Origin of the sequence: Aeromonas sp. D3, from assembly GCF_027705025.1 — a bacterium.
GTDB classification, from domain to species: domain Bacteria; phylum Pseudomonadota; class Gammaproteobacteria; order Enterobacterales; family Aeromonadaceae; genus Aeromonas; species Aeromonas salmonicida.
The window spans coordinates 25,111-45,869 of the sequence record NZ_JAPDBE010000040.1; the positions used below are offsets into that span (position 1 = coordinate 25,111).

Below are 20,759 nucleotides of genomic sequence, written 5' to 3' on the forward strand. Positions count from 1 at the left end.
CGGGACGCCCTCTTTCACTATCCAGCGGTGCCCTCTAGCGTAACTTGGCGCCGCAATTGGCCAGCAGCTCTTGCAATATGCTGCGATGACAGCGAGACGCCTGCTCGCAGTAACAGCCCACCGACAGATTGGTGGTATGGGAGAGGGCAGCCAGCAGCGCCAGATCGTGGCGGGCACAGGGGGTGGCCATCTCGGCCTTGTACTGCTTGCAGAAAACGGCCCAGAGGGCAGGCGTATCGGCGGCCTGGCCCAGCTTCATGGTGTCGCTGCTGGGCGCCAGATTGGGAAACCAGACGTCATACCAATCCTGACTGGCAAACGCCTGCTTGGGCACACCACGGGGCGGGCGCCGCACTGTGCCGATGCGCAACCCTTCACCTTCAAGATGGGGACTGCCGAGCCGGACTATGGCCAGGGCCATGGGGAGTCCTTACTTCTCTTGTGCCACTTTGAGCGCCTGCCCGTAGCAGATCACCTGTTTCAGGCAGCCCGGGGTGTCACTGAACTCGGCGCATTTGTCGAAGGTGACGCCATTGCCACCCATGTCGGCCACGCGGCGACGGGCCAGGGTGCGAGCCTCACCTGCGTTGGGCACCGGCTGCTTGGCATCGCTCTGGCAAGATTCCCCCTCGACGGTGCCGAGGTAGAGGTAGTTGAGGTCAGCCAGCTGGTTCTGTTCATAGATCTGAACGCCGCCCGGCTTGAAGTACTCGTCGAAGTTTTCCTTGTCCAGATTGCTGTTGAAGGAGAAGTCGGCGCAACCGGAGGCAATCAGGGGCATCATCAGGATCAGGCGTTTCATATCAGCATCTTTTTGAACTGTGAGGGCGGACATTATAGGGGCCAGTCGCTGCCTGCGACCAGCCCCAATTTTAGCCGTGAAGACGAGGTGTGACGGGGATCAGACAGGCTCCGCCGGCCTGTCTTAAAGGAGGGAGGCGTCCGCAGGCGTATCCTCCCTCTTTCATTCTCAAGCCGGTGTCAGTCGCTCATAGAGGCTGCGATAGTAGTCGTCAGCCAGCAGATCATGATGAGGAGCACACAGTCGGATCTGCCCCTCTTCCATCAAGGCAATACGGTCCATCTGCTCCAGCCCCAGCAAGCGGTGGGAGATGAGCAGCAGGGTGCGATCCGCCCCCAGCTTGAACAGCAGATCCATGATCTCCCGCTCGGTCTGGCTGTCGAGGCCCTCGGTCGGTTCATCCAGCAGCCAGAGCGGTGCATCGTGCAACAGGGCGCGGGCGATACCGATACGGCGTCGCTCGCCACCCGAGAGGGGGCGACCGCCATCTCCGAGCCAGGCATTCAACCCGGTATCGCTGTGGCCCGCCTCATCCTCCAGCAGATGTGCCAGACCGACCTGGCTCAGCACCTCGGTCAGCTGCTCATCGCCGGCCCCGGGGGCGGCCAGTTTCAGGTTGTCGCGCAAGGTGGCGGCAAACAGATGAACCCGTTGGCTCACCACAGAGAGAGACGCGCGCAGCGCCCCTTCGCTGTAGTCCGTCAGCGGCTTGCCATCGAGCAGGATCTTGCCCGCTTGCGGGCTCCATTCACGGGTCAGCAATCCCATCAGGGTGGACTTGCCGCAGCCGGTCTGGCCCAGCAGAGTCAGTTTTTCACCCGCCTGCAGTTGCAGGGTACAGCCACGCAGCACGGGATGCGGGTTGCCGGGATAGCCGAAATAGAGATCGCTTATCTGCAAGACGCCCTCTTTGGCATGCTGCTGCTCGTTCCCCCACTCGGGGGCCTTGGCCTCCTGCAGGATCTCGTTGAGGCGGCGAGCCGAAGTGAGGCTGGTGGAGAGGTGCTGGAAAGCCCCTGCCAGCGGCAGCAGGGCCTCGAAGCTTGCCAGGGTGGCGAACACCATCAGCGCTGTGATGGGGTCAGGCGCCGCGCCTGCCACGCCATGACCGGCCAGCCAGAGCATCAGGGTGAGTGTCCAGCCGCTCAAGAGCTGCACGCTGGCATTGGCCAGTCCGCTCACCCTGGCCATACGGGCCTGAGCCATCAGCAGGGCCTGCTCTGCCTGTTGCAGCTCGCTGAGCGCCTTGGGGGCTGCGGCAAACATCTGCAGTTCGGCCTGACCGTCCAGATAGTCCACCATGCGGGTGCGCATGGACGATTTCTCCGCGATAAGCCGACGGCCTGGCTGGCGACCGAGGTAGTAGAAGACCAGCGGCAGGGCAATCATGCCAAACAGCAGTATGGCGCCCAGAGTCAGGGCGAGGCCACCATCGAAGAAGGAGAGGAATATGACCAGTCCGGTGCAACTGAGCAGGGCCGCGCCTATGGGAGTGACCAGCCGCAGATAGACGTGATCCATCGCATCGATGTCGGCCACCAGCCGGTTGAGCAGATCCGCCTGACGAAAACCGGCCAGGGTGCCGGTGGAGAGTGGCGAGAGCTTTTGCCAGAACCAGACTCGCAGCCGGGTCAGTACCCGGAAGGTAGCGTCATGGCTCACCACCCGCTCACCCCAACGACCTGCGGTGCGGATGATAGAGAAGAAACGCACCCCGCCAGCCGGTGTCATGTAGTTGAAGGTATCGCGGCTGGCGACCACCATTCCCGCCACTGCCGCGGCGGAAAGGAACCAGCCGGAGAGGGACAAGAGCCCCATCCCCGCCACCAGAGTGACCAGTGCCAGCAGCAGGCCCAGCGAGAGACTCAGCCAGTGCTGACGATAGAGGCGCAGAAACGGCAATAGATCAGTCATCGAGAGAACTCCCGGAACGATGGGATAACAGATGGGCGAAAGCCCCCTGGGCTTGGCTCAGTTGCTGGAAGCTGCCTTGCTCCACCAGTTGGCCACGGGCCAGCACCAAGATGTTATCCATCTTGGTGAGTTCATCCAGGCGGTGAGTGATCATCAGCAGGGTTTGACCTGCCGTCGCCTGTTCCAGCGTGGTCATGATGGCGCGCTCCGAGTGGCGATCCAGGCTGGCGGTGGGTTCATCCAGTACCATCAGCTGAGTCGATTTGAGCAGGGTGCGTGCCAGGGCGAGACGCTGTGCCTGACCGACCGAGAGACCGCCAGCCTGATCACCGACCGGATAGTCGAGTCCCTTCTCCATGGCAAACTCCCAGGCCTGAGCCCGCTTGAGGGCATCTTCCAGCTCGGCGTCGCTGGCAGATGGCTTGGCCAGCAGCAGGTTGTCGCGCAAGGAGGCGTGAAACAGCTGGGGATTCTGGGAGAGCCAGACCAGTTGCAGTCGCCACTGACTCATGTCGAGACTGGCAAGCTCCTGCCCGTTGACCTTGAGCTCACCACGATAGGGAGCAAAGCCGAGCAGGGCATTGACCAGCGAGCTCTTGCCCGCGCCGCTGATCCCGATCAGTGCCGTGCGTGAACCGGCTGCCAGCGTGAAGTCGATGGGGCCGACCAGCACCTTGCCTTCGGCGCTCAGCACCTCCAGGGCACGGGCTTCTACCTTGACGGGGCTGTCGGCATGAAAGGAGGCATTGCCGGAGGCGGGCTCGCTGACCTCGGCTTCGAGGAATTCCAGCAACTGTTCGGCCGCGCCTATGGCTTGCGCCTTGGCATGGTAGTGAGCGCCCAGCTCGCGCAGCGGGGCATAGAATTCGGGGGCGAGGAACAGCACGAACAGGCCGGTAAACAGGGTGACCTTGGTGCCATAGTGGCCAAAATTCAGATGATCTATGTAGGAAAAGCCAAAATAGACCGCGACCAGCGCCACCGAGAGGGCGGCGAAGAACTCCAGTACGGCGGTACTCAGAAACGCCAGACGGAGCACCTCCATGGTTCGCTCGCGAAAATCTTCCGACGCGTCGCGAATGGCGTCACCCTCCGCTCGGGTGCGCATGAAAAGTTGCAGGGTACGCAAGCCCTTGAGGCGATCGAGAAAGTGGCCGGAGAGGCGAGCCAGTGCCTGGAAATTGCGGCGGTTGGCATCGGCGGCGCCCACACCCACCAGGATCATGAAGAAGGGAATGAGGGGGGCTGTGCCCAGCAGGATCAGGCCAGCCGCCCAGTTGACCGGGAACACGGCCACCAGGATCACCAGTGGAATAAAGACGGCAATGGCCATCTGCGGCAGATAGCGGGAGAAGAAATCCTGCATATTTTCAATCTGTTCCAGCAAGAGGCTGGCCCAGCTACCGGCAGGGCGGCGTTGTATATAGGCAGGGCCGAGACGGCTGAGGCGAGTGAGCACCAGCTCGCGAATGGCTTGGCGCACAGCGCAGCCCGCCTTGAAACTGGCAACCTCGCGGCCATAGGCCAAAGCGGCCTTGGTCAGGGTGACCAGCAGCAGGGTAATAAAGAGAGGAATGGATTGCTCCGGGGTTGCCCCCTCGATGATGAAGCCATGCAACAGGGTAGCCAGCAGCCAGGCCTGAGCGACCATCAAGATGCCCTGGCCAAGGCCAAAGCCGATGGAGAGACCGATCCAGCGTCGGCCGTGGCTCGATTGGTTGCGCAACCAGCCATAAAGACGTTTTTGAGTTTTTTTATCCATTACCACCATCCTCGCGTCGAGTGGCGCAAGACTATCCTCGCCCCTCAGGCTTGGCAACCTTGTAAATTTCTGGTGTTGAAAATGTTTGATTGAAAAAACAGCTTGCTGCTCATTAGTTGGTCGAACAGCTTGATTTATGGTAAAAAACACCATTGCGGTGATTGCGCTCAGCGGCAAAATGCATATAGTAGAGGCCCTGACGCGGGTGTAGTTCAATGGTAGAACGGTAGCTTCCCAAGCTGCATACGTGGGTTCGATTCCCATCACCCGCTCCAAATTCAGATGCAAAGCCTGCATCAATGCGGTAACTGCACAAGCCCACAGGCTGATTGCAAGGGGTTGAACTCCCGTTTCGCACTTGATTTTGATGTCCTGCGGGCATCGTATAATGGCTATTACCTCAGCCTTCCAAGCTGATGATGCGGGTTCGATTCCCGCTGCCCGCTCCAGCTTTCATGCAAAAAGCCCACTCCTGCGAGTGGGCTTTTTGTTTTGTGTTTGCGCTGGGCGATGGCAAACATCAGGCAGAGAAAAGGCGCCATGGGCGCCTCGTAAACTCACTCTGCAATGACGAAACGGGCTTATTCCTGCTCCAGCTCACCACAGAAACGGTAGCCTTCACCATGGATGGTGGCGATGATTTCAGGTGTGTCGTTGACGCTCTCGAAGTGCTTGCGAATGCGGCGGATGGTGACATCCACGGTGCGGTCATGGGGCTTGAGCTCACGACCTGTCATCTTCTTGAGCAGCTCTGCACGGGTCTGGATCTGGCCCGGGTTTTCGCAGAAGTGCAGCATGGCACGGAATTCTGAACGGGGCAGCTTGAACATGTCGCCAGCCGGGCTGACCAGTGCGCGGCTGTTGATGTCCAGTGCCCAGCCGTTGAACAGGTAGCGCTCAACCAGCTTCTTCTCTTCTCCGCCAGCGGCCACATTCATGGTGCGGCTCAGCAGGTTGCGGGCACGAATGGTCAATTCACGGGGATTGAACGGCTTGGTGATGTAATCATCGGCGCCGATTTCCAGACCCAGGATCTTGTCCACTTCATTGTCACGACCGGTCAGGAACATCAGGGCGATGTTGTCATCTTCACGCAGCTCGCGCGCCAGCAGCAGGCCATTTTTGCCTGGCAGGTTGATGTCCATGATCACCAGATTGATGGTGTGGGCAGTGAGGGCTTGATGCATTTCGTCGCCATTATTGGCCTCGAGTACAACGTAGCCTTCGGCCTCGAAGATGCTTTTCAGGGTATTGCGGGTGACCAGTTCGTCTTCGACGATCAGAATGTGTGGTGTTTGCATGAGTATTCCCAGATTCTTATCAGTTAGTTATCTAAATTTTAACACTCTTTGGCGTTACCCGACCGGTCCTGAAAATTTATTACGTCATCCTGGGTATGAATGTCAGGTCGGATTATCGCGAATTTGGCATCAGCGTCGGCAAACATCCCTGTGCCACACGTGGGCTCTCAACAAGTCTGATCGAGAGAAGCCTGGAAAGGTAGTCCATTACAAAAGTGGCTGCATTTTATCAGTTAACAGGCGCATAACAACACTCTTTGCCGTCAGATAGCAACTTTTTAACTCTGGATTGATATAGGTCAAACCCTGAGTTCACAGCATGATACTTGGGGTTACCCCCATTTTCGCCCTTATAAAATGTAATGGAATGTAACATGTGGTTGACATGATTTTGTGGGAAAACTACAAAAAAATTTGTTTTATTGCACCATTTTTGGCACCTCAATGGCCTGTTTACGCCATTGTGACGGCCTGGAATCCTGCCAGCCGCGAGGTAGGAATGCGTCGCAATACCCGCCGTCAGCGCGCCCTGTGGCGGGCCATCGCCGCGTCTCCCACCATGATGGCGCTGGGGCCATTGTGGGGCAGTGCTCCTGATGCAAGTTGGCGTGAATCATCGCTGGCGCTGGCTTGCTCTCGTAGTGAGGCCATCGGTTTGGCAGCTCGTTTCGGCCAGAACGCCATCTATTGGGTGGAGCAGGGCGAGCTCTGGTTGCAGCCCGTGCTGATGAAAGGCGAACCACTCCATTTGGGCAAAATTGAATCCCACTGGATTGTCAGATCAACGGCTTGATGAAAGAATGAGCGAATTCATGTCCATGGAAGGAAGCTTATGATGCTGGATCTACTACCCGACCTCTGCGATCAACACGGTGATGCCCTGCAAGTCGCCGATCCACTGTTTCACGATTTTGGTGGCAAGCCGCTGTTTTATGGCCAGGCTGTCACCCTCTCCTGCTATGAAGACAACAGCTTGGTGCGAGAGCTGGTCAACCGTCCCGGTCAGGGGAGGGTGATGGTGATTGATGGCGGCGGCTCGTTGCGCCGTGCTTTGCTCGGCGATCAGCTGGCCATCAAGGCGGCGGAGCAGGGTTGGGAGGGAATAGTGATCTTTGGCGCTGTGCGCGATGTGGGGACACTGGCAACCCTGGCGCTGGGAGTCAAGGCGTTGGCAGCTTGCCCGGTCAAAACAGAGAAGCTGGGTCAGGGAGAGCTGGATGCCGTGGTGTCGTTTGCCGGTGTGACCATACATCCGGGTGACTATGTTTACGCCGACCTCAACGGCGTACTGGTCAGTGCCGCCCGGCTTATCTGATCGGTCAGAAGTTGAAGCCTACGCCCAGACTGAGGGAGTGCTCAGTACTGAATGCACTCACGCCGTAGTTGGCCGTGATGGCAAGCTGCGGTGTGAGCAGCAGGCTGGTGTTGAGCTCCAGCAGTGTGCTGGCCTTGTGCACTTCCAGCTGTTTGAGCTGGCTGCCGATGTTCAATGTGGGGGAGAACTGGTAGCGCACCCCCGAGCTCAGGTTGTAGCCGGACTGTTCGCTGTGCGGGCCTATGGCCGGGCCCGCTTCCATGTAGAGACTGACGTCATCCATGATCGGATATTGATAGCCGGTGTTGATGAGCCAGAGATCGAAACTGTCGCTGTGATGAGTCTGGCTGTCGAGCAGCACGCCTGAGTAGCTTTTGACGTAGAGCTGGCTGTCAGCCTCGCTCTTGAGGAAATCCCAGTCGGCGGCCTGAGCGTTGAGGCTTAAGCATGAAACCAGTGTGACGATGAGTGATTTAACCATTCTTTTCCCCTCCCTGGGTCCGGAACAGGAATACAAGCATGGCACATGCCAGTTGGTAGTAAAGGGAACGGAGATCACAATAAAAGAGTTTTAATCTGCCTCGGTCTCATGATAAACAGGCCACCATCATCACGTTCCTTCCCCTATTTCGCTTATATCAAGAGGTGAACCCATGAACAAGAAACTGACCCTGCTGGCCGCATTGGCTCTGGGAGGCTGCGCCATGACCACTGGTTCCAATCTGGCTGCGCTGCAAGCGTCTACCTGGCAACTGCAAGGTGCGAGCGATGATACCTTCACCCTGCAAGTGGCGGGTGACAAGGTGGCGGGCAAGGGCGGCTGCAACCGCTATTTTGGCGGTATCACCCAGCAGGGTGGCGGCGTATTGACGCTGGGTGCCATGGGCTCGACCCGCATGATGTGCCCGGGTGATCTGGCGGGCAAAGAGATGATCTATCTGCAGCAACTGGAGAAGGTGGCGACCTTCAAGGTAAGCGGCAAGCAGCTGGTGCTGAGCGATGCCAACAAGGTTGCACTGCTCACTTTCGATGCCATGCCTGCGGCCAAATAACTGATATCTCTGTCAGGGGTTGTCGTAGCGTGAGCCGGCAACTGCCATCAAAAAGGGACGCCGCGGCGTCCCTTTTCAATACTGCTCCATAGCGTTATGGCAAGACTCCCGGCTCTGCCGTCGCAATATGCATTGCATCCCAAGTTGGCAGCAAGGCGAGGCTCGCCTCTTCATCCCCCTCGCTGAAACTTGAAGCGCTTCTTGCGTCGATAGGGATAGACATCCTCGAACACCCCCACCTTGATGTTGCTCTGCAGCATCTTCCAGTAGTTGGCGTCGAACATCTCCTTGTGCAGCTGCATCATGATCTCCCGCACCTGGGGCTTTTGCAGCAGGAAGGTGGCGAACTCCTCGGGGAAGATGTCGTTGGGGGCCACCGAATACCAGGGCTCGGCGCTCCATTCATCTTCCGGGTAGCGGGGGGGCGGGATCTGGCGGAAGTTGCACTCCGTCATGTAGCAGATCTCGTCGTAGTCGTAGAAGACCACCCGGCCGTGACGGGTGACGCCGAAGTTCTTGAACAGCATGTCGCCCGGGAAGATGTTGGCCGCCGCCAGCTGCTTGATGGCGTTGCCGTATTCCTCCAGTGCGAGCCGGGTCTGCTGCTCGTCCGCCTTGTCCAGATAGAGGTTGAGCGGGATCATCTTGCGCTCTGTGTAGAGGTGCTTGATCACCAGCTTGTCACTGGTGATGGTCAGCGCCAAGGGCGCCACCGTCTTGAGCTCTGTCAGGAGCTCGGGCGAGATACGATCGAGGGGAAACTCGAAGTTGGTGAACTCCTGTGTGTCGGCCATGCGACCCACTCTATCGTGCTGTTTTACCAGTCTGTATTTCGCCCGCACCTGCTCGTGACTCACATCCTTAGGGGGGGTGAACTCGTCTTTTATCACCTTGAACACAACGTCGTAGGAGGGGAGGGTGAACACGCTCATCACCATCCCCTTGATGCCGGGGGCGATGACAAATTGTTCCCGGCTCTGGGCCAGGTGTTGCTGGTAGTGACGATAGAGCTCTGTCTTGCCGTGCTTCTGGCAGCCGATGGCGTTGTAGATCTCATAATCGGGCTTGTGGGGCATGATCTGGCGCAGAAACACCACAAACAGCGCCGGCACAGGGGCATAAACCATGAAGTAGGCGCGAGCGAAGCCGAACACGATGGAGGCCAGCTCCGGCTCGAAAATGACGGTATCCACATAGATGCTCTGGCCTGTGCTGAGCAGCGGCAGAATGAAGGGGAACACCTGCCCCTTCACCCGAATAAGCCCCACCAGATAGGCGCCCTTGTTACGGTAGAACACCTCTTTGAGCAGCTCGATGGCGAAGGGCTCTTCATGCAGGATCTGCGGGCCGTTTTCGGCAAGATGGCGGTGGATGTCGACAATGTCGCGCTGCTTGTCCTCATAGGGCAGAGTGAAGCTGTAATCCCCCAGCATCTGGCTCAGGGTCTGCGGCAGGTGGGTCAGATCGGTGCGATAGACCCGCAGCAGGGCGCTCAAGTCGGGATGCTCCCCCCGGCTGCGAAACGGATGGATGTAGAGGTTCTCGTCGCGAATGTTGCGATGGCGGAAGATGCGGCGATAGACGGAGTTGAAGAAAGACTCCGCCACCTCGAAGTTGTCACAACGAGGCAGCAGATCGCTGAAGGCGCCTTTCACCCGTTTGAGCAGCTCCTGAGTGGCGTGATGCTCCCCCATCATCTGCTTGATCAGGGCCGTGGTGGCGCCGACGTGGTGATCATAGAGGCGAATGCGCTCGCGTCCGGCCAGCTGCACTCCCAGCCAGTCGCTGTTCTCGAAGCGGCTCTTGCTGCCCTGGGTTATTTCGAGAAACCGGCTGTAAAACGACTCGAAGCGTTGCAAGATCGTCTCGGCGACGGCCTGTTCCAATGGCTGCTGCATCTCTCTCTTCCTTGTGATGTGTCGGCCGGTATGGCGGCTGAGTCCGGGGCTGGTCTGTCGTCCTGTCCTTGCCCTGCAAGCGCTCAATCACTCACGGCATTCATGCCGAGAATGGCTGGCAGTTTGTTCACACGTCTGGCCACTATGGCAACATTCAAACATCTGTTCAAGTGGCAATTTTTGGGGATAAACGGTAGATTGCGCCCCTGTTTTGCCGACGGTTTGCAGCCTGTTTCAGATGTCGGCCCAGCCCAAGAGGAAACCCAATGAAGCTCTATTTTGTACTGGTGGCACCTGCCCGGGCACCCAATGTCGGGGCTGCCGCCCGCGCCATGAAAACCATGGGCTTCGATGCCATGCGACTGGTGGCGAGCCGGGTACACGAAGAGGAAGAGGCGAGTTGGGTGGCCCATGGGGCGCAGGAAATTTTGACCCAGGCCGAGGCGTTCGACACCTTGCCAGAGGCACTGGCCGACATGGATCTGGTGATCGCCACCACGGCCCGTCAGCGTGGCCGCTATCAGCACTACCTCACGCCGGGGGAAATTCGCGATCAAATCCGTGCCAAGCCGTCTCTCAACAAAGTCGCCATCGTGTTTGGCTGTGAAGAGTCCGGCCTTTCCAATGAGCAGCTGGCCCATGCAGATTTGCTGAGCTATCTGCCCCTCAAGGTGAGCTACCCGTCCCTCAATCTGGGGCAGGCGATCATGCTGTATGCCTATGAGATGAGCCAGTTGCTGGATGAGCCGCAAGCCGTAGCAGAAAATTTTGATAGCGTCGGACAGGTTCGCGTACTGAAACACAAAACAGCAGAAATACTTGGTGAACTCGGAGTTTCGCAGGATGAAAAACTGCATCAATGGGTGATGGACCGGGTGCCCATGCTGCCACAGCGGGATTTGAACATGCTGCATCTGCTCTGCAAAGACCTTGCTCGCCGATTTGGCAAAGAGGTTTAAGTTGACAGCCCGGCGCCCGGCGCGGTATTGCTAAAAGCCAGCTTCGTTCAAGAGTGTTCGTCATGCAGTTATTCACCAACGTCATCATCACCACCACCATTATTACCGGTACCACCACAGGTGGCACTGGGGCCGGTTGATGCGCTGACGAACAAGCACAGAAATCAGAAAAGGCCCGTACCCACCCAGTACGGGCCTTTTTGTTGGATTGGTTTTTAGATTGAATTTCATAGATTTACAGGGAGAGAAAGCGATGAGAGTGTTGAAGTTTGGCGGGTCGTCACTGGCCGATGCAGAGCGTTTTTTACGGGTAGCGGATATCGCGGTCAATACCCACGGCCAATCCCAGGTTGCCCTGGTGCTGTCGGCACCGGCCAAGGTGACCAATCACTTGGTCGCCCTGGTGGAACAGACCAGTCGCGGCATGGATGCCAGTTCCACCCTGTTTGAAATCAACGGCATCTTCTCCCGCCTGCTGGCCGGATTGAAGGCGGCCTATCCGGCGCTGGATGACAAGGCGCTGCTGGCCCGTCTCACTGCCGAGCTGGATCAGGTCGAGCGGCTGATGCAGGGCATTCGTCTGCTGGGCCTCTGCCCGGACAACGTGCAGGCCCGCATCCTGAGCCGTGGGGAGAACCTCTCCATCGCCTTCATGCACGAGTTGCTGCGAGTGCGTGGCCTCGAGCTGGACATCATAGTGCCGGAGCAACTGCTGGTTACCGACGGCGGCTATCTGGAAGCGCACGTCGATATCGAAGCCTCCCGCCTGCGCTTTGCCGCCAAGGGGCTGCGTCCAGCTGTAGAGGGGCAGAGCCCCGCTGGAAAAGAGTCATGCCTCTACCTGATGCCGGGCTTCACCGGTGGCAGCGACAAGGGTGAAACCGTGCTGCTGGGTCGCAATGGTTCGGATTATTCCGCCGCCGTGCTGGCAGCCTGCGTCGATGCAGAATGCTGCGAGATCTGGACCGACGTGGAAGGTTGCTACAACTGCGACCCTCGTCTGGTACCGGATGCCTACCTGCTCAAAACCCTCTCCTATAAAGAGGCGATGGAGCTCTCCTATTTTGGCGCCAAGGTGCTGCACCCGAAAACCATCGCCCCCGTGGCCCAGTTCCACATTCCCTGCCTCATCAAGAACAGCTTCAACCCGCAGGGGCCGGGCACCTTGATCGGCGTCGAGCAGGGGGATGATGACCTGAAAGTGAAGGCCATCTCGGATCTCTCCGGCATGTGCATGTTCAACGTCTCCGGCCCCGGCATGAAGGGTATGGTGGGCATGGCGGGCCGGATCTTCTCCGCCGTCTCCCGTGCTGGGGTCAGTATCGTGCTGATCACCCAGTCATCAAGTGAGTACAGCGTCAGCTTCTGTATCCACAGCTATGACAGTGAGAAGACCCGCAAGGTGCTGGAGCGCGAGTTCGAGCTCGAATTCAAGAACCAGCTGCTGGAGCCACTGGATATCATCAGCGATCTGGCGATCATCTCCCTCATCGGTGACGGCATGCGCACCAGCAAGGGGATGGCGGCCCGCTTCTTCACCTCCCTGGCGCAAGCCTCCATCAATATCGTCGCCATCGCGCAAGGATCGAGCGAGCGCTCCATCTCCGCCGTGGTGCGGGATCGCAAGGTGGCGGAAGCCATCAAGGCCTGCCACCAGAACTTCTTCGGCAGCCAGCAGTTCATCGATCTCTTCGTGGTCGGCGTCGGCGGCGTCGGCGCAGCCCTGGTGGATCAGATTGCCCGCCAGCAGCCGGTGCTCGCCGAGCAGGGCACAGGCCTGCGGGTGGTCGGCATCGCCAACAGCCGCCAGATGGCGGTCAACAAGGATGGACTGGCGCTGGCCAACTGGCGTGAACAGTTGGTGGAAGCCCGTGACAGCTTCAGCCTGGAAGCGGTGAAGAAGCTGGTGGAAGAGAGCCACCTCATCAACCCGGTGATCGTCGATTGCACCTCCTCCGAGGCCGTCGCCGTCCAGTACGCCGACTTCCTGGCCGCCGGTTTCCATGTGGTCACCCCGAACAAGAAGGCCAACACAGGGTCGCTCGATTACTACAAGGCGCTGCGCCGCACCGCTCGCCAGACTCGCCGCAAGTTCCTGTACGAAACCAACGTCGGCGCTGGCCTGCCGGTCATCGAGAACCTGCAGAACCTGATCAAGGCCGGTGACAAGCTGCGCGCCTTCGACGGCGTGCTGTCAGGGTCGCTCTCTTTTATCTTCGGCAAGCTGGATGAGGGCATGGCTTTCTCCGAGGCGACAAAAATCGCCCGCGGCAACGGCTTTACCGAGCCGGATCCCCGCGATGACCTCAACGGCATGGATGTGGCCCGCAAGCTGCTGATCCTGGCCCGTGAGGCCGGCATGGCGCTGGAGCTCTCCGATGTGGAAGTGGAGCAGGCGCTGCCGCCGGGCTTTGACGTCAGCGGCGACGTGGAAGCCTTTATGGCCCGCCTGCCCGAAGCCGATGGCTGGTTCCGCGACCAGTTCGCGGCCGCCCAGCGTGAAGGCAAGGTGCTGCGCTATGTGGGGTCGATTGAAGGTGGCAAGTGCAAGGTCGCCATCAAGGCGGTCGGTGCCGACGAGCCCCTGTTCAAGGTGAAAGACGGGGAGAACGCGCTCGCCTTCTTCTCCACCTACTACCAGCCGATCCCGCTGGTGCTGCGCGGCTATGGCGCCGGTACCGAAGTGACTGCGGCCGGCGTCTTTGCCGACGTGCTGCGCACCCAGAACTGGAAGCAGGAGTTATAACCATGAGTTCAGAGATGAACCCCTATATGGCAGCAGGCGGCAGCGTAGTTGCCTACGCCCCCGCCTCCAGCGCCAACCTGAGCGTGGGATTCGATGTACTGGGGGCGGCGCTCGCCCCCGTGGATGGCTCCCTGCTCGGCGATCGGGTGCAAGTGAAAGCGGCTGACGTAGCGTTTGCCCTCTCTTCCGTGGGCCGCTACGCCCACAAGTTGCCGGACGATCCGAAAAAGAACATCCTCTACGACTGCTGGGTGGCCTATGGCGAGGCGCTGGAGAAGCGTGGCCTGACACTCAAGCCGCTCGAAATGGTGCTGGAGAAGAACCTGCCGGTGGGCTCGGGTCTGGGTTCCAGCGCCTGTAGCGTGGTGGCGGCCCTTGAAGGGCTCAACGCCTTCCACGGAGAGCCGCTCAATGAGCACGACATGCTGCTGCTGATGGGGGAGATGGAAGGGCGCATCTCCGGCTCCGTCCACTACGACAACGTGGCTCCCTGTTATCTGGGCGGCATGCAGCTGGTGCTGGAAGAGCACGGCGTCATCAGTCAGGGCATTCCGGTGTTCGATCAGTGGTACTGGGTGGTCTGCTACCCGGGCACAGTCGTCTCCACCGCCGCCGCCCGCGCCATCCTGCCTGCGCAATATCGCCGTCAGGATTGCCTCACCTACGGTCGTCGGCTGGCTGCCTTTGTTCACGCCAGCTACACAGGGCAAGAAGGGCTGGCCGCCAGCGTACTGAAAGACGTGATTGCCGAACCCTACCGCGCGGCGCTGATCGAAGGTTTCAACGAGGTGCGGGCCCAGGCCGCCCAAAACGGGGCGCTGGCCACCGGCATCTCCGGCTCAGGCCCCAGCGTCTTCGTGGTGATGAAGGATCTGGCCCAGGCCGAGCGGATGAAGGATTGGATGGACGCACATTTTGTGCAGAACGAAGATGGATTTGCCCGGGTCTGCAAACTGGACATGGCCGGGGCACGGGTAACAGGAAGCGAGCTATGAATCTTTACAATATCAAGGACAAGAGTGAACAGGTGAGCTTCGCGCAGGCGGTGCGTCAGGGGCTGGGTCGCGATCAGGGGCTCTTCTTCCCCGAGGTGATTGCGCCACTGGCCGATGTGGATGCCCTGCTGGATCTGCCGCTGGCCGAACGCTCTGCCCGCATCATCAGCCACCTGCTGGGGGATGAAGTGCCCGCTGCCAAGGTAAGCGAGCTGATTAACGCCGCCTTCACCTTCCCGGCGCCGCTGGTCAAATTGAAAGATGGCACTTATGCCCTTGAGCTGTTCCACGGCCCAACCCTGGCATTCAAGGATTTTGGCGGCCGCTTTATGGCCCAGTGCCTCGCCGCCTTTAGAACCAACGACAAGATCACCATCCTCACCGCCACCTCCGGCGACACCGGCGCCGCCGTGGCCCACGCCTTCTACGGGCTGGAGGGGATCGAGGTGGTCATTCTCTACCCCAAGGGCAAGATCAGCCCCCTGCAGGAAAAGCTCTTCTGCACTCTCGGCGGCAATATCCGCACCATCGCCATCGACGGCGACTTCGATGCCTGTCAGGCACTGGTGAAAGATGCCTTCGACGACGAGGCGCTGAAAAAGGCGATTGGCCTCAACTCCGCCAACTCCATCAATATCAGCCGCCTGCTGGCGCAGGTTTGCTACTACTTCGAAGCAGTGGCCCAGCTGCCCAAAGCTGACCGCGCCAAGGCGGTGATCAGCGTGCCGTCCGGCAACTTCGGCAACCTCACTGCGGGGCTGATCGCCAAGGCGCTGGGGCTGCCGGTGAAGCGCTTTATCGCCGCTACCAACGCCAACGACACAGTGCCGCGCTACTTGAAAACCGGTCAGTGGGAGCCGCACCAGACGGTAGCTACTCTGTCGAATGCCATGGATGTGAGCCGTCCCAACAACTGGCCTAGGGTAGAGGAGCTTTGCCGCCGCGAAGGCTGGGCGCTGGAAACCTTAGGGTCAGGCATGCGTAGCGACGCCGAGACCCGCGATGCGCTCAAGCGTCTGCACCAGCTGGATTACCTGTGCGAGCCCCACGGCGCCATTGCCTGGGATCTGCTGGGGGAACAGCTGGCCGAGGACGAAGTAGGGGTGTTCCTCTGCACCGCTCATCCCGCCAAGTTCAAGGAGTCGGTGGACGAGATCCTGAATCTCGATGTGCCGCTGCCCGGCCCCCTCGCCAAACACGCCGAGCTGCCGCTGCTCTCCGTTAATTTGCCTGCGGAGTTTGCCCGCCTAAGGGCCTTCCTACTCGGTTAAGTTGATTGCCAATCCCCCGACTTCGGGGGATTTTCTATCTGTTGTTTTCTATCCGTGACAGGGCGGGCAAGCCGCCCCATATAAGGAGTGAAGATGAGTCAGCATCCCCTTCGTACCCTTATCGAGACCTGCGACGCCGCCATCTCCCGGCACGATTTCGACGCCCTGATGGCCTTCTACGCCGAAGATGCCGCCCTAGTTGTCAAACCCGGCATGGTGGTGCGTGGCATCCCCGCCATCCGCCGTGCCTTCACTGCGATCTCGGATTACTTTCAGGGGCAGCTCAAGGTGGAGCAGGGCGCCATGGAGGTGATCGAGGGGGCCGACAATGCCTTGGTGATCATGGAGACCCGGCTCCGTTACCCGGATGGTCAGGGGGGCCTAAGTGAGGAAACCCGCCGCGCCACCTATGTGTTTCGCAAAGAGGTCGATGGGCAGTGGCGCTGTACCATAGACAACTCCTACGGCACTGCGCTGCTGGCAGCGGTGGAACCCGCGTCTTCTGCCTGAGCGCTCATCAGGGGCTATCGCAGAGTGAGGGCTGGTACAAGCCCCCGAATGGCAGGAAATCAATAAGCTGCTGATATAGAAACACTTGTTAGACGTTGCTGTGGTGCGGCGCCGGTTTGTTGCAGGTTCTCTCCGCCATAGTGGCTGCGCTCAGAAGAATAAAAATCATGGGAAAAAACCGCTGATGGGGAGTCCCTTGACCAGCCGGTCGGTGGCTGTTAATCAGGGTGCTGCATGAAGCCATCATGGACGAACAAGGCCGGGACCCTGCTCAGGGTTGGTGGCCGATGGCCGGATAATAACGAATCAGGGAGCAAACCATCATGTGGCCGTACCGAAAAATAGTGACCCAGTCCCTCAAAACCCCTTTGGTGATCGCCAGGATCATTTTCTACTTCGCCTTGCTCATGCTGCTACCGCTGCCTTTTATGGTGACTGCAGACTCTGTTCTGGTGGCAAGTGGGCGTGTTTATTACTTCCTCTTCTCGCTGCCCATTGCCATGGTGCTGATGCTCATATCTAGCCTGATGGCCATCATGATCGCGAAAGTGGAAGCGCTGAATAACCGTTGATGGTGAGAAGCCCATCCCTGCTCGCCGATGCAGATAGTGACTCGTCAAACAGGATAAACGGGAAACAAAAAATCCCCCGAGCGCGGGGGATTTTTATTGCGCGAACAGGCCGCGCTGCGTCAGAACCGGGAGGCTAGAAACCTTGTGGTCACCGGTTTGTTGTACCTAGGTTTTCTGACTGTCTGTTAGTGGTGAGCGCCGACAGGTCTACTCTACGGCCGTTTTTTCACAGCTGGGGTTGCCCAGATCGTCGTGAATACTGCAATCCCAGTTATGCACACCATCGCTGAGCTGGTCGTATTCCACCTTGGCTGCGGCCAGATTGACCCCTTCCAGTTCGGTCGGCTTGATGTTCACATACCAAACGCGTGTGCCATCGGTGACGAAGTTTTCCTGCAGCGGTTTGATTAGGTCGCTGTCGACCCCTTTTGGCAGGGGACCCAGTAGCTTGTTGCCACTGTAGAATCCATCCTTGGTCACGGCCGACGAGAAGTTCAGGCAGTGGAAGCTGGCGGCATCCACTGCTTGTTGAGCCTCGCCCTTGAAATAGAGAGTGTCATCGATCTTGGCCCAACCTTGACAGGTATCGTACAGCGCGACTTTGCCCTTATGGGGGATGACTTTGGTCTGTTCGGCCACATAGTAGTAGTGACGCTGGTCGGCGGCCTGACCATGGGCCGTCTTCAGGTGTTTGGGATCTGCCCCCTCGAGTACTTCGCCGGTGACGAGAAATACATGGCGCCCGTCACTCGCGAAAGGGTGGTCGAGCAATGCAAACGCGGCTGTATTGACCGGCACCTTGATTTGCTCGCAATAGGCATAGGCCTGTTGCCCGCTCAGCAGGAAGCTGCCAAGCGCCTTGGCTGTGTTGATATCAAAGCTTGCGGGCAATCGCTGGTCGTTACAGAAATAACGGCCTTGTGAGAGGGTAATGCTGAAGTCATCATTGCGATATGTGACATCAAAGTCTGTCGGCAACGCATCTGCAAGGGGTTTGCCTGGCAGGTTGCCATAGGGTTTGAAGACCACCTTGTCTGCTTCAAGTTGATAGGGAGCAGTAACTTCGGCATTGGTCACTAGCGGCAGACAGCACACCAGCAGGGCGCAGTAGCGAACGTTCATAAGGACTCACTGTTTATTGAATAGGTGGGTGATGATGCAAAACGGCAGCCTGGGTCTCGAGAAAACAGCATGCCTCCAAAGTGGTGCCGTTTGGAATCATACTTAGGGTGGTTTCCATATGGCAAGCATAAAGCAGCGTCAAGGCAACCCACCCGGGAGGCGGGGGCGCTTTGCGACTTTCAAATTGGGACACCCACCTTTTTGACAGCGGCGCACTGCTGTACTTGGCTTGAGATGAGAGGTCACAGTCGGGGGGAGGAGCCATGACTATTGCCCGTTCACGTCAAATCAGTCTGCAGGATACGCCTTACTACCATGTGGTCAGCCGCTGTGTGCGGCGGGCTTTTCTGTGCGGGGAAGATACCCATTCTGGCCAGAGTTACGAGCACCGGCGCCAGTGGGTAGTCGACAAGTTGGGCCAACTGTCGCGGCTATTTGCCATCAGCGTCTGTGCTTATGCGGTGATGAGCAACCACTATCACCTGGTGCTCAAGGTGGAGCAAGATACCGCCTCCAGCTGGAGCGAACGGGAAGTGGCCGAGCGCTGGGCAGCGCTGTTCCAGTGGCCATTGTTGGTACGGCGCTGGTATCAAGGGGAATCCTTGATTGAGCCCGAACTTATGGTGGTGCAGCAACTGATAGAGGAATGGCGGGAGCGGCTTTATTCCATCAGCTGGTTTGTGCGGCTGCTCAATGAAACCCTGGCACGGCAGGCCAATCGGGAAGATGGCTGCAAGGGCCATTTCTGGGAAGGGCGCTTCAAAAGCCAAGCTCTGCTCACCGAGTCGGCCCTGCTCGCCTGCATGGCGTATGTGGACCTCAACCCGATACGGGCTGGATTGGCCGACCGGCCCGAGCAGAGCGATTACACCAGTATCAAACAGCGTCTCGAGAAAGATCCCGGCACCGATGTTTTGCCACCACTATTGCTGCCGTTTGCCAGTAAGTGCGAACCTGACGGCCTGCCCTATGCCTTTTCTGACTATCTGATGCTGGTTGACTGGACAGGCCGTGCAATTCGGACTGACAAGCGGGGTTATATTCCGGCCCACCTTGCCTCAATCTTGGCGCGGTTGGGCCTTGATGGTACCCGATGGCTGAAACAGGTGGCACTGTTTAGGCGACAAGGGATCAGAGTTGTGGGAGACAAGGCGCATTGTCGGCAGTTCGCCCACCACTGTGGTCAACAACGATGTCATCAGCCACCGTATTAATCTATTAGGCCCTGTTTTCTCCCCATTTTTGGCATATGTTCCTGTGTCAGGCATTACCACGTTTGCACAAACGGTTTGTCAGGTAAAAACCGCTCGATTGCCCAACTGTTACTGTTTTCCTAGGGGCAGTATTCATGATTGCAGAGATAGCCAGCCGAGCAGTGGCTGGCTCAGAAAGGTGGGTGTCCCAGATTTCTTTCGTCAACAACGATGTCATCAGCCACCGTACTAATCTATTAGGCCCTGTTTTCTCCCCATTTTTGGCATATGTTCCTGTGTCAGGCATTACCACGTTTGCATAAACGGTTTGTCAGGTAAAAACCGCTCGATTGCCCAACTGTTACTGTTTTCCTGGGGTCAGTATTCATAATTGCAGAGATAGCCAGCCGAGCAGTGGCTGGCTCAGAAAGGTGGGTGTCCTAGATTTTTCATACGGGCTGGATTGGCCGACCGGCCCGAGCAGAGCGATTACACCAGTATCAAACAGCGTCTCGAGAAAGATCCCGGCACCGATGTTTTGCCACCACTATTGCTGCCGTTTGCCAGTAAGTGCGAACCTGACGGCCTGCCCTATGCCTTTTCTGACTATCTGATGCTGGTTGACTGGACCGGCCGTGCAATTCGGACTGACAAACGGGGTCATATTCCGGCCCACATGGCTCCAATTTTGGTACGGTTGGGCCTTGATGGTGCCCGATGGCTGAAACAGGTGACGCTGTTTAGGCGACAAGGGATCAGAGTTGTGGGAGACCAGGCGCATTGTCGGCAGTTCGCCCACCACTGTGGTCAACAACGATGTCATCAGCCACCGTACTAATCCGTTAGACCCTGTCTTCTCCCCGTTTTTGGCATATGTTCCTGTGTCAGGCATTGCCACGTTTGTACAAGTGAACTGTCAGGAAAAAACGCTCGTTTGCCCAATTTTTACTGTTTTCTTGGGGTCAGTATTCATGATTGCAGAGATAGCCAGCCGAGCAGTGGCTGGCTCAGAAAGGTGGGTGTCCCAGATTTTGGTTCGCCCACCACTGTGGTCAACAACGATGTCACCAGCCACCGTACTAATCCGCTAGACCCTGTCTTCTCCCCGTTTTTGGCATATGTTCCGGTGTCAGGCATTGCCATGTTTGTACAAGTGATCTGTCAGGTAAAAACCACTCGCTTGTCCAATTTTTACTGTTTTCTTGGGGTCAGCATTCATGATTGCAGAGATAGCCAGTCGAGCAGTGGCTGGCTCAGAAAGGTGGGTGTCCTAGGGAAGGTGCGAACAAGTCCCTGATATGAGATCATGTTTGTCATCTGGAGCCATGGAACAGGGTTCATCATGAG

The 20,759-nt window shown here is 58.3% G+C and carries 18 protein-coding genes and 2 tRNA genes; 12 read left to right on the plus strand and 8 right to left on the minus strand.

From position 1 onward, the window contains the following. Nucleotides 1–34: 34 nt before the first annotated feature. The 4 genes from OKC28_RS18675 to cydD all read right to left on the minus strand — a co-directional run bounded on the left by OKC28_RS18675 (nt 35) and on the right by cydD (nt 4,478). Nucleotides 35–421, minus strand: a complete 387-nt coding sequence (locus OKC28_RS18675; protein WP_270690834.1) for a DUF488 domain-containing protein — start codon at nt 419–421, stop codon at nt 35–37. Between the two features lie 9 nt (nt 422–430). Then, entirely contained in the window at nt 431–802 is a 372-nt protein-coding gene (gene rcsF, locus OKC28_RS18680; RefSeq protein WP_017412233.1) for an Rcs stress response system protein RcsF, read from the minus strand. 168 nt (nt 803–970) lie between these two features. Continuing rightward, nucleotides 971–2,716 carry a heme ABC transporter ATP-binding protein/permease CydC gene (gene cydC, locus OKC28_RS18685; protein ID WP_270690837.1) on the minus strand — a complete coding sequence of 582 codons (1,746 nt, stop codon included), beginning with the start codon at nt 2,714–2,716 and terminating at the stop codon, nt 971–973. Continuing rightward, nucleotides 2,709–4,478 (minus strand): heme ABC transporter permease/ATP-binding protein CydD, encoded by a 1,770-nt coding sequence (gene cydD / locus OKC28_RS18690; RefSeq protein ID WP_270690839.1) that lies wholly within the window; start codon nt 4,476–4,478, stop codon nt 2,709–2,711. The genes cydC and cydD overlap by 8 nt, the downstream gene beginning before the upstream one ends. 201 nt (nt 4,479–4,679) lie before the next feature. Between cydD and OKC28_RS18695 the strand changes: the two genes are divergently transcribed. Continuing rightward, a tRNA-Gly gene (locus OKC28_RS18695) sits at nt 4,680–4,753 on the plus strand. 99 nt (nt 4,754–4,852) lie between these two features. Continuing rightward, nucleotides 4,853–4,927 (plus strand) — tRNA-Gly (locus OKC28_RS18700). Between the two features lie 132 nt (nt 4,928–5,059). On the opposite strand, the gene arcA is transcribed toward OKC28_RS18700, so the two are convergent. Then, a complete protein-coding gene (gene arcA / locus OKC28_RS18705; RefSeq protein ID WP_005312398.1) occupies nt 5,060–5,779 on the minus strand; it encodes a two-component system response regulator ArcA in 720 nt (239 codons plus the stop codon). Nucleotides 5,780–6,155: 376 nt separating this feature from the next. On the opposite strand from arcA, the gene OKC28_RS18710 reads away from it, so the two are divergent. Together OKC28_RS18710 and OKC28_RS18715 are read left to right on the plus strand one after the other, a co-directional pair. Beyond that, complete coding sequence (locus tag OKC28_RS18710; protein ID WP_270690841.1) at nt 6,156–6,572, plus strand: DUF3293 domain-containing protein; 417 nt, start codon at nt 6,156–6,158, stop codon at nt 6,570–6,572. 42 nt (nt 6,573–6,614) lie between these two features. Further along, the gene (locus tag OKC28_RS18715; RefSeq protein WP_021139130.1) at nt 6,615–7,094 is read left to right on the plus strand and encodes a putative 4-hydroxy-4-methyl-2-oxoglutarate aldolase; all 480 of its coding nucleotides are present in this window, start codon (nt 6,615–6,617) and stop codon (nt 7,092–7,094) included. 4 nt (nt 7,095–7,098) lie between these two features. Here the strand turns inward: OKC28_RS18715 and OKC28_RS18720 are convergent, their stop codons facing one another. After that, entirely contained in the window at nt 7,099–7,575 is a 477-nt protein-coding gene (locus OKC28_RS18720) for a hypothetical protein (protein ID WP_058395661.1), read from the minus strand. Between the two features lie 172 nt (nt 7,576–7,747). On the opposite strand from OKC28_RS18720, the gene OKC28_RS18725 reads away from it, so the two are divergent. After that, nucleotides 7,748–8,146 carry an META domain-containing protein gene (locus OKC28_RS18725; RefSeq protein ID WP_270690844.1) on the plus strand — a complete coding sequence of 133 codons (399 nt, stop codon included), beginning with the start codon at nt 7,748–7,750 and terminating at the stop codon, nt 8,144–8,146. 170 nt (nt 8,147–8,316) lie between these two features. Here OKC28_RS18725 and aceK read toward each other — a convergent pair whose 3' ends face one another. Next, entirely contained in the window at nt 8,317–10,044 is a 1,728-nt protein-coding gene (gene aceK / locus OKC28_RS18730; protein ID WP_270690846.1) for a bifunctional isocitrate dehydrogenase kinase/phosphatase, read from the minus strand. A gap of 266 nt (nt 10,045–10,310) precedes the next feature. On the opposite strand from aceK, the gene OKC28_RS18735 reads away from it, so the two are divergent. The 6 genes from OKC28_RS18735 (at nt 10,311) to OKC28_RS18760 (ending at nt 17,097) form a co-directional block, all read left to right on the plus strand. Then, nucleotides 10,311–11,003, plus strand: coding sequence for a tRNA/rRNA methyltransferase (locus tag OKC28_RS18735; protein WP_005312418.1), 693 nt, complete (start codon nt 10,311–10,313; stop codon nt 11,001–11,003). Between the two features lie 253 nt (nt 11,004–11,256). Further along, the gene (thrA, locus tag OKC28_RS18740; RefSeq protein WP_270690849.1) at nt 11,257–13,749 is read left to right on the plus strand and encodes a bifunctional aspartate kinase/homoserine dehydrogenase I; all 2,493 of its coding nucleotides are present in this window, start codon (nt 11,257–11,259) and stop codon (nt 13,747–13,749) included. 2 nt (nt 13,750–13,751) lie between these two features. Next, nucleotides 13,752–14,744: a homoserine kinase gene (gene thrB, locus OKC28_RS18745; RefSeq protein WP_270690851.1), complete on the plus strand. Its 993-nt coding sequence runs from the start codon at nt 13,752–13,754 to the stop codon at nt 14,742–14,744. Continuing rightward, a complete protein-coding gene (thrC, locus tag OKC28_RS18750; RefSeq protein WP_270690853.1) occupies nt 14,741–16,015 on the plus strand; it encodes a threonine synthase in 1,275 nt (424 codons plus the stop codon). The genes thrB and thrC overlap by 4 nt, the downstream gene beginning before the upstream one ends. Before the next feature lie 93 nt (nt 16,016–16,108). Beyond that, nucleotides 16,109–16,525 (plus strand): YybH family protein, encoded by a 417-nt coding sequence (locus OKC28_RS18755; protein ID WP_270690856.1) that lies wholly within the window; start codon nt 16,109–16,111, stop codon nt 16,523–16,525. A gap of 323 nt (nt 16,526–16,848) precedes the next feature. Further along, nucleotides 16,849–17,097 carry a hypothetical protein gene (locus OKC28_RS18760; RefSeq protein WP_096118807.1) on the plus strand — a complete coding sequence of 83 codons (249 nt, stop codon included), beginning with the start codon at nt 16,849–16,851 and terminating at the stop codon, nt 17,095–17,097. Between the two features lie 207 nt (nt 17,098–17,304). On the opposite strand, the gene OKC28_RS18765 is transcribed toward OKC28_RS18760, so the two are convergent. Next, entirely contained in the window at nt 17,305–18,219 is a 915-nt protein-coding gene (locus OKC28_RS18765; protein WP_270690859.1) for a DKNYY domain-containing protein, read from the minus strand. 263 nt (nt 18,220–18,482) lie between these two features. Here OKC28_RS18765 and OKC28_RS18770 point away from each other — a divergent pair, with 263 nt between their 5' ends. Beyond that, complete coding sequence (locus tag OKC28_RS18770) at nt 18,483–19,433, plus strand: transposase (protein ID WP_270690861.1); 951 nt, start codon at nt 18,483–18,485, stop codon at nt 19,431–19,433. The last annotated feature ends 1,326 nt before the right edge of the window (nt 19,434–20,759 follow it).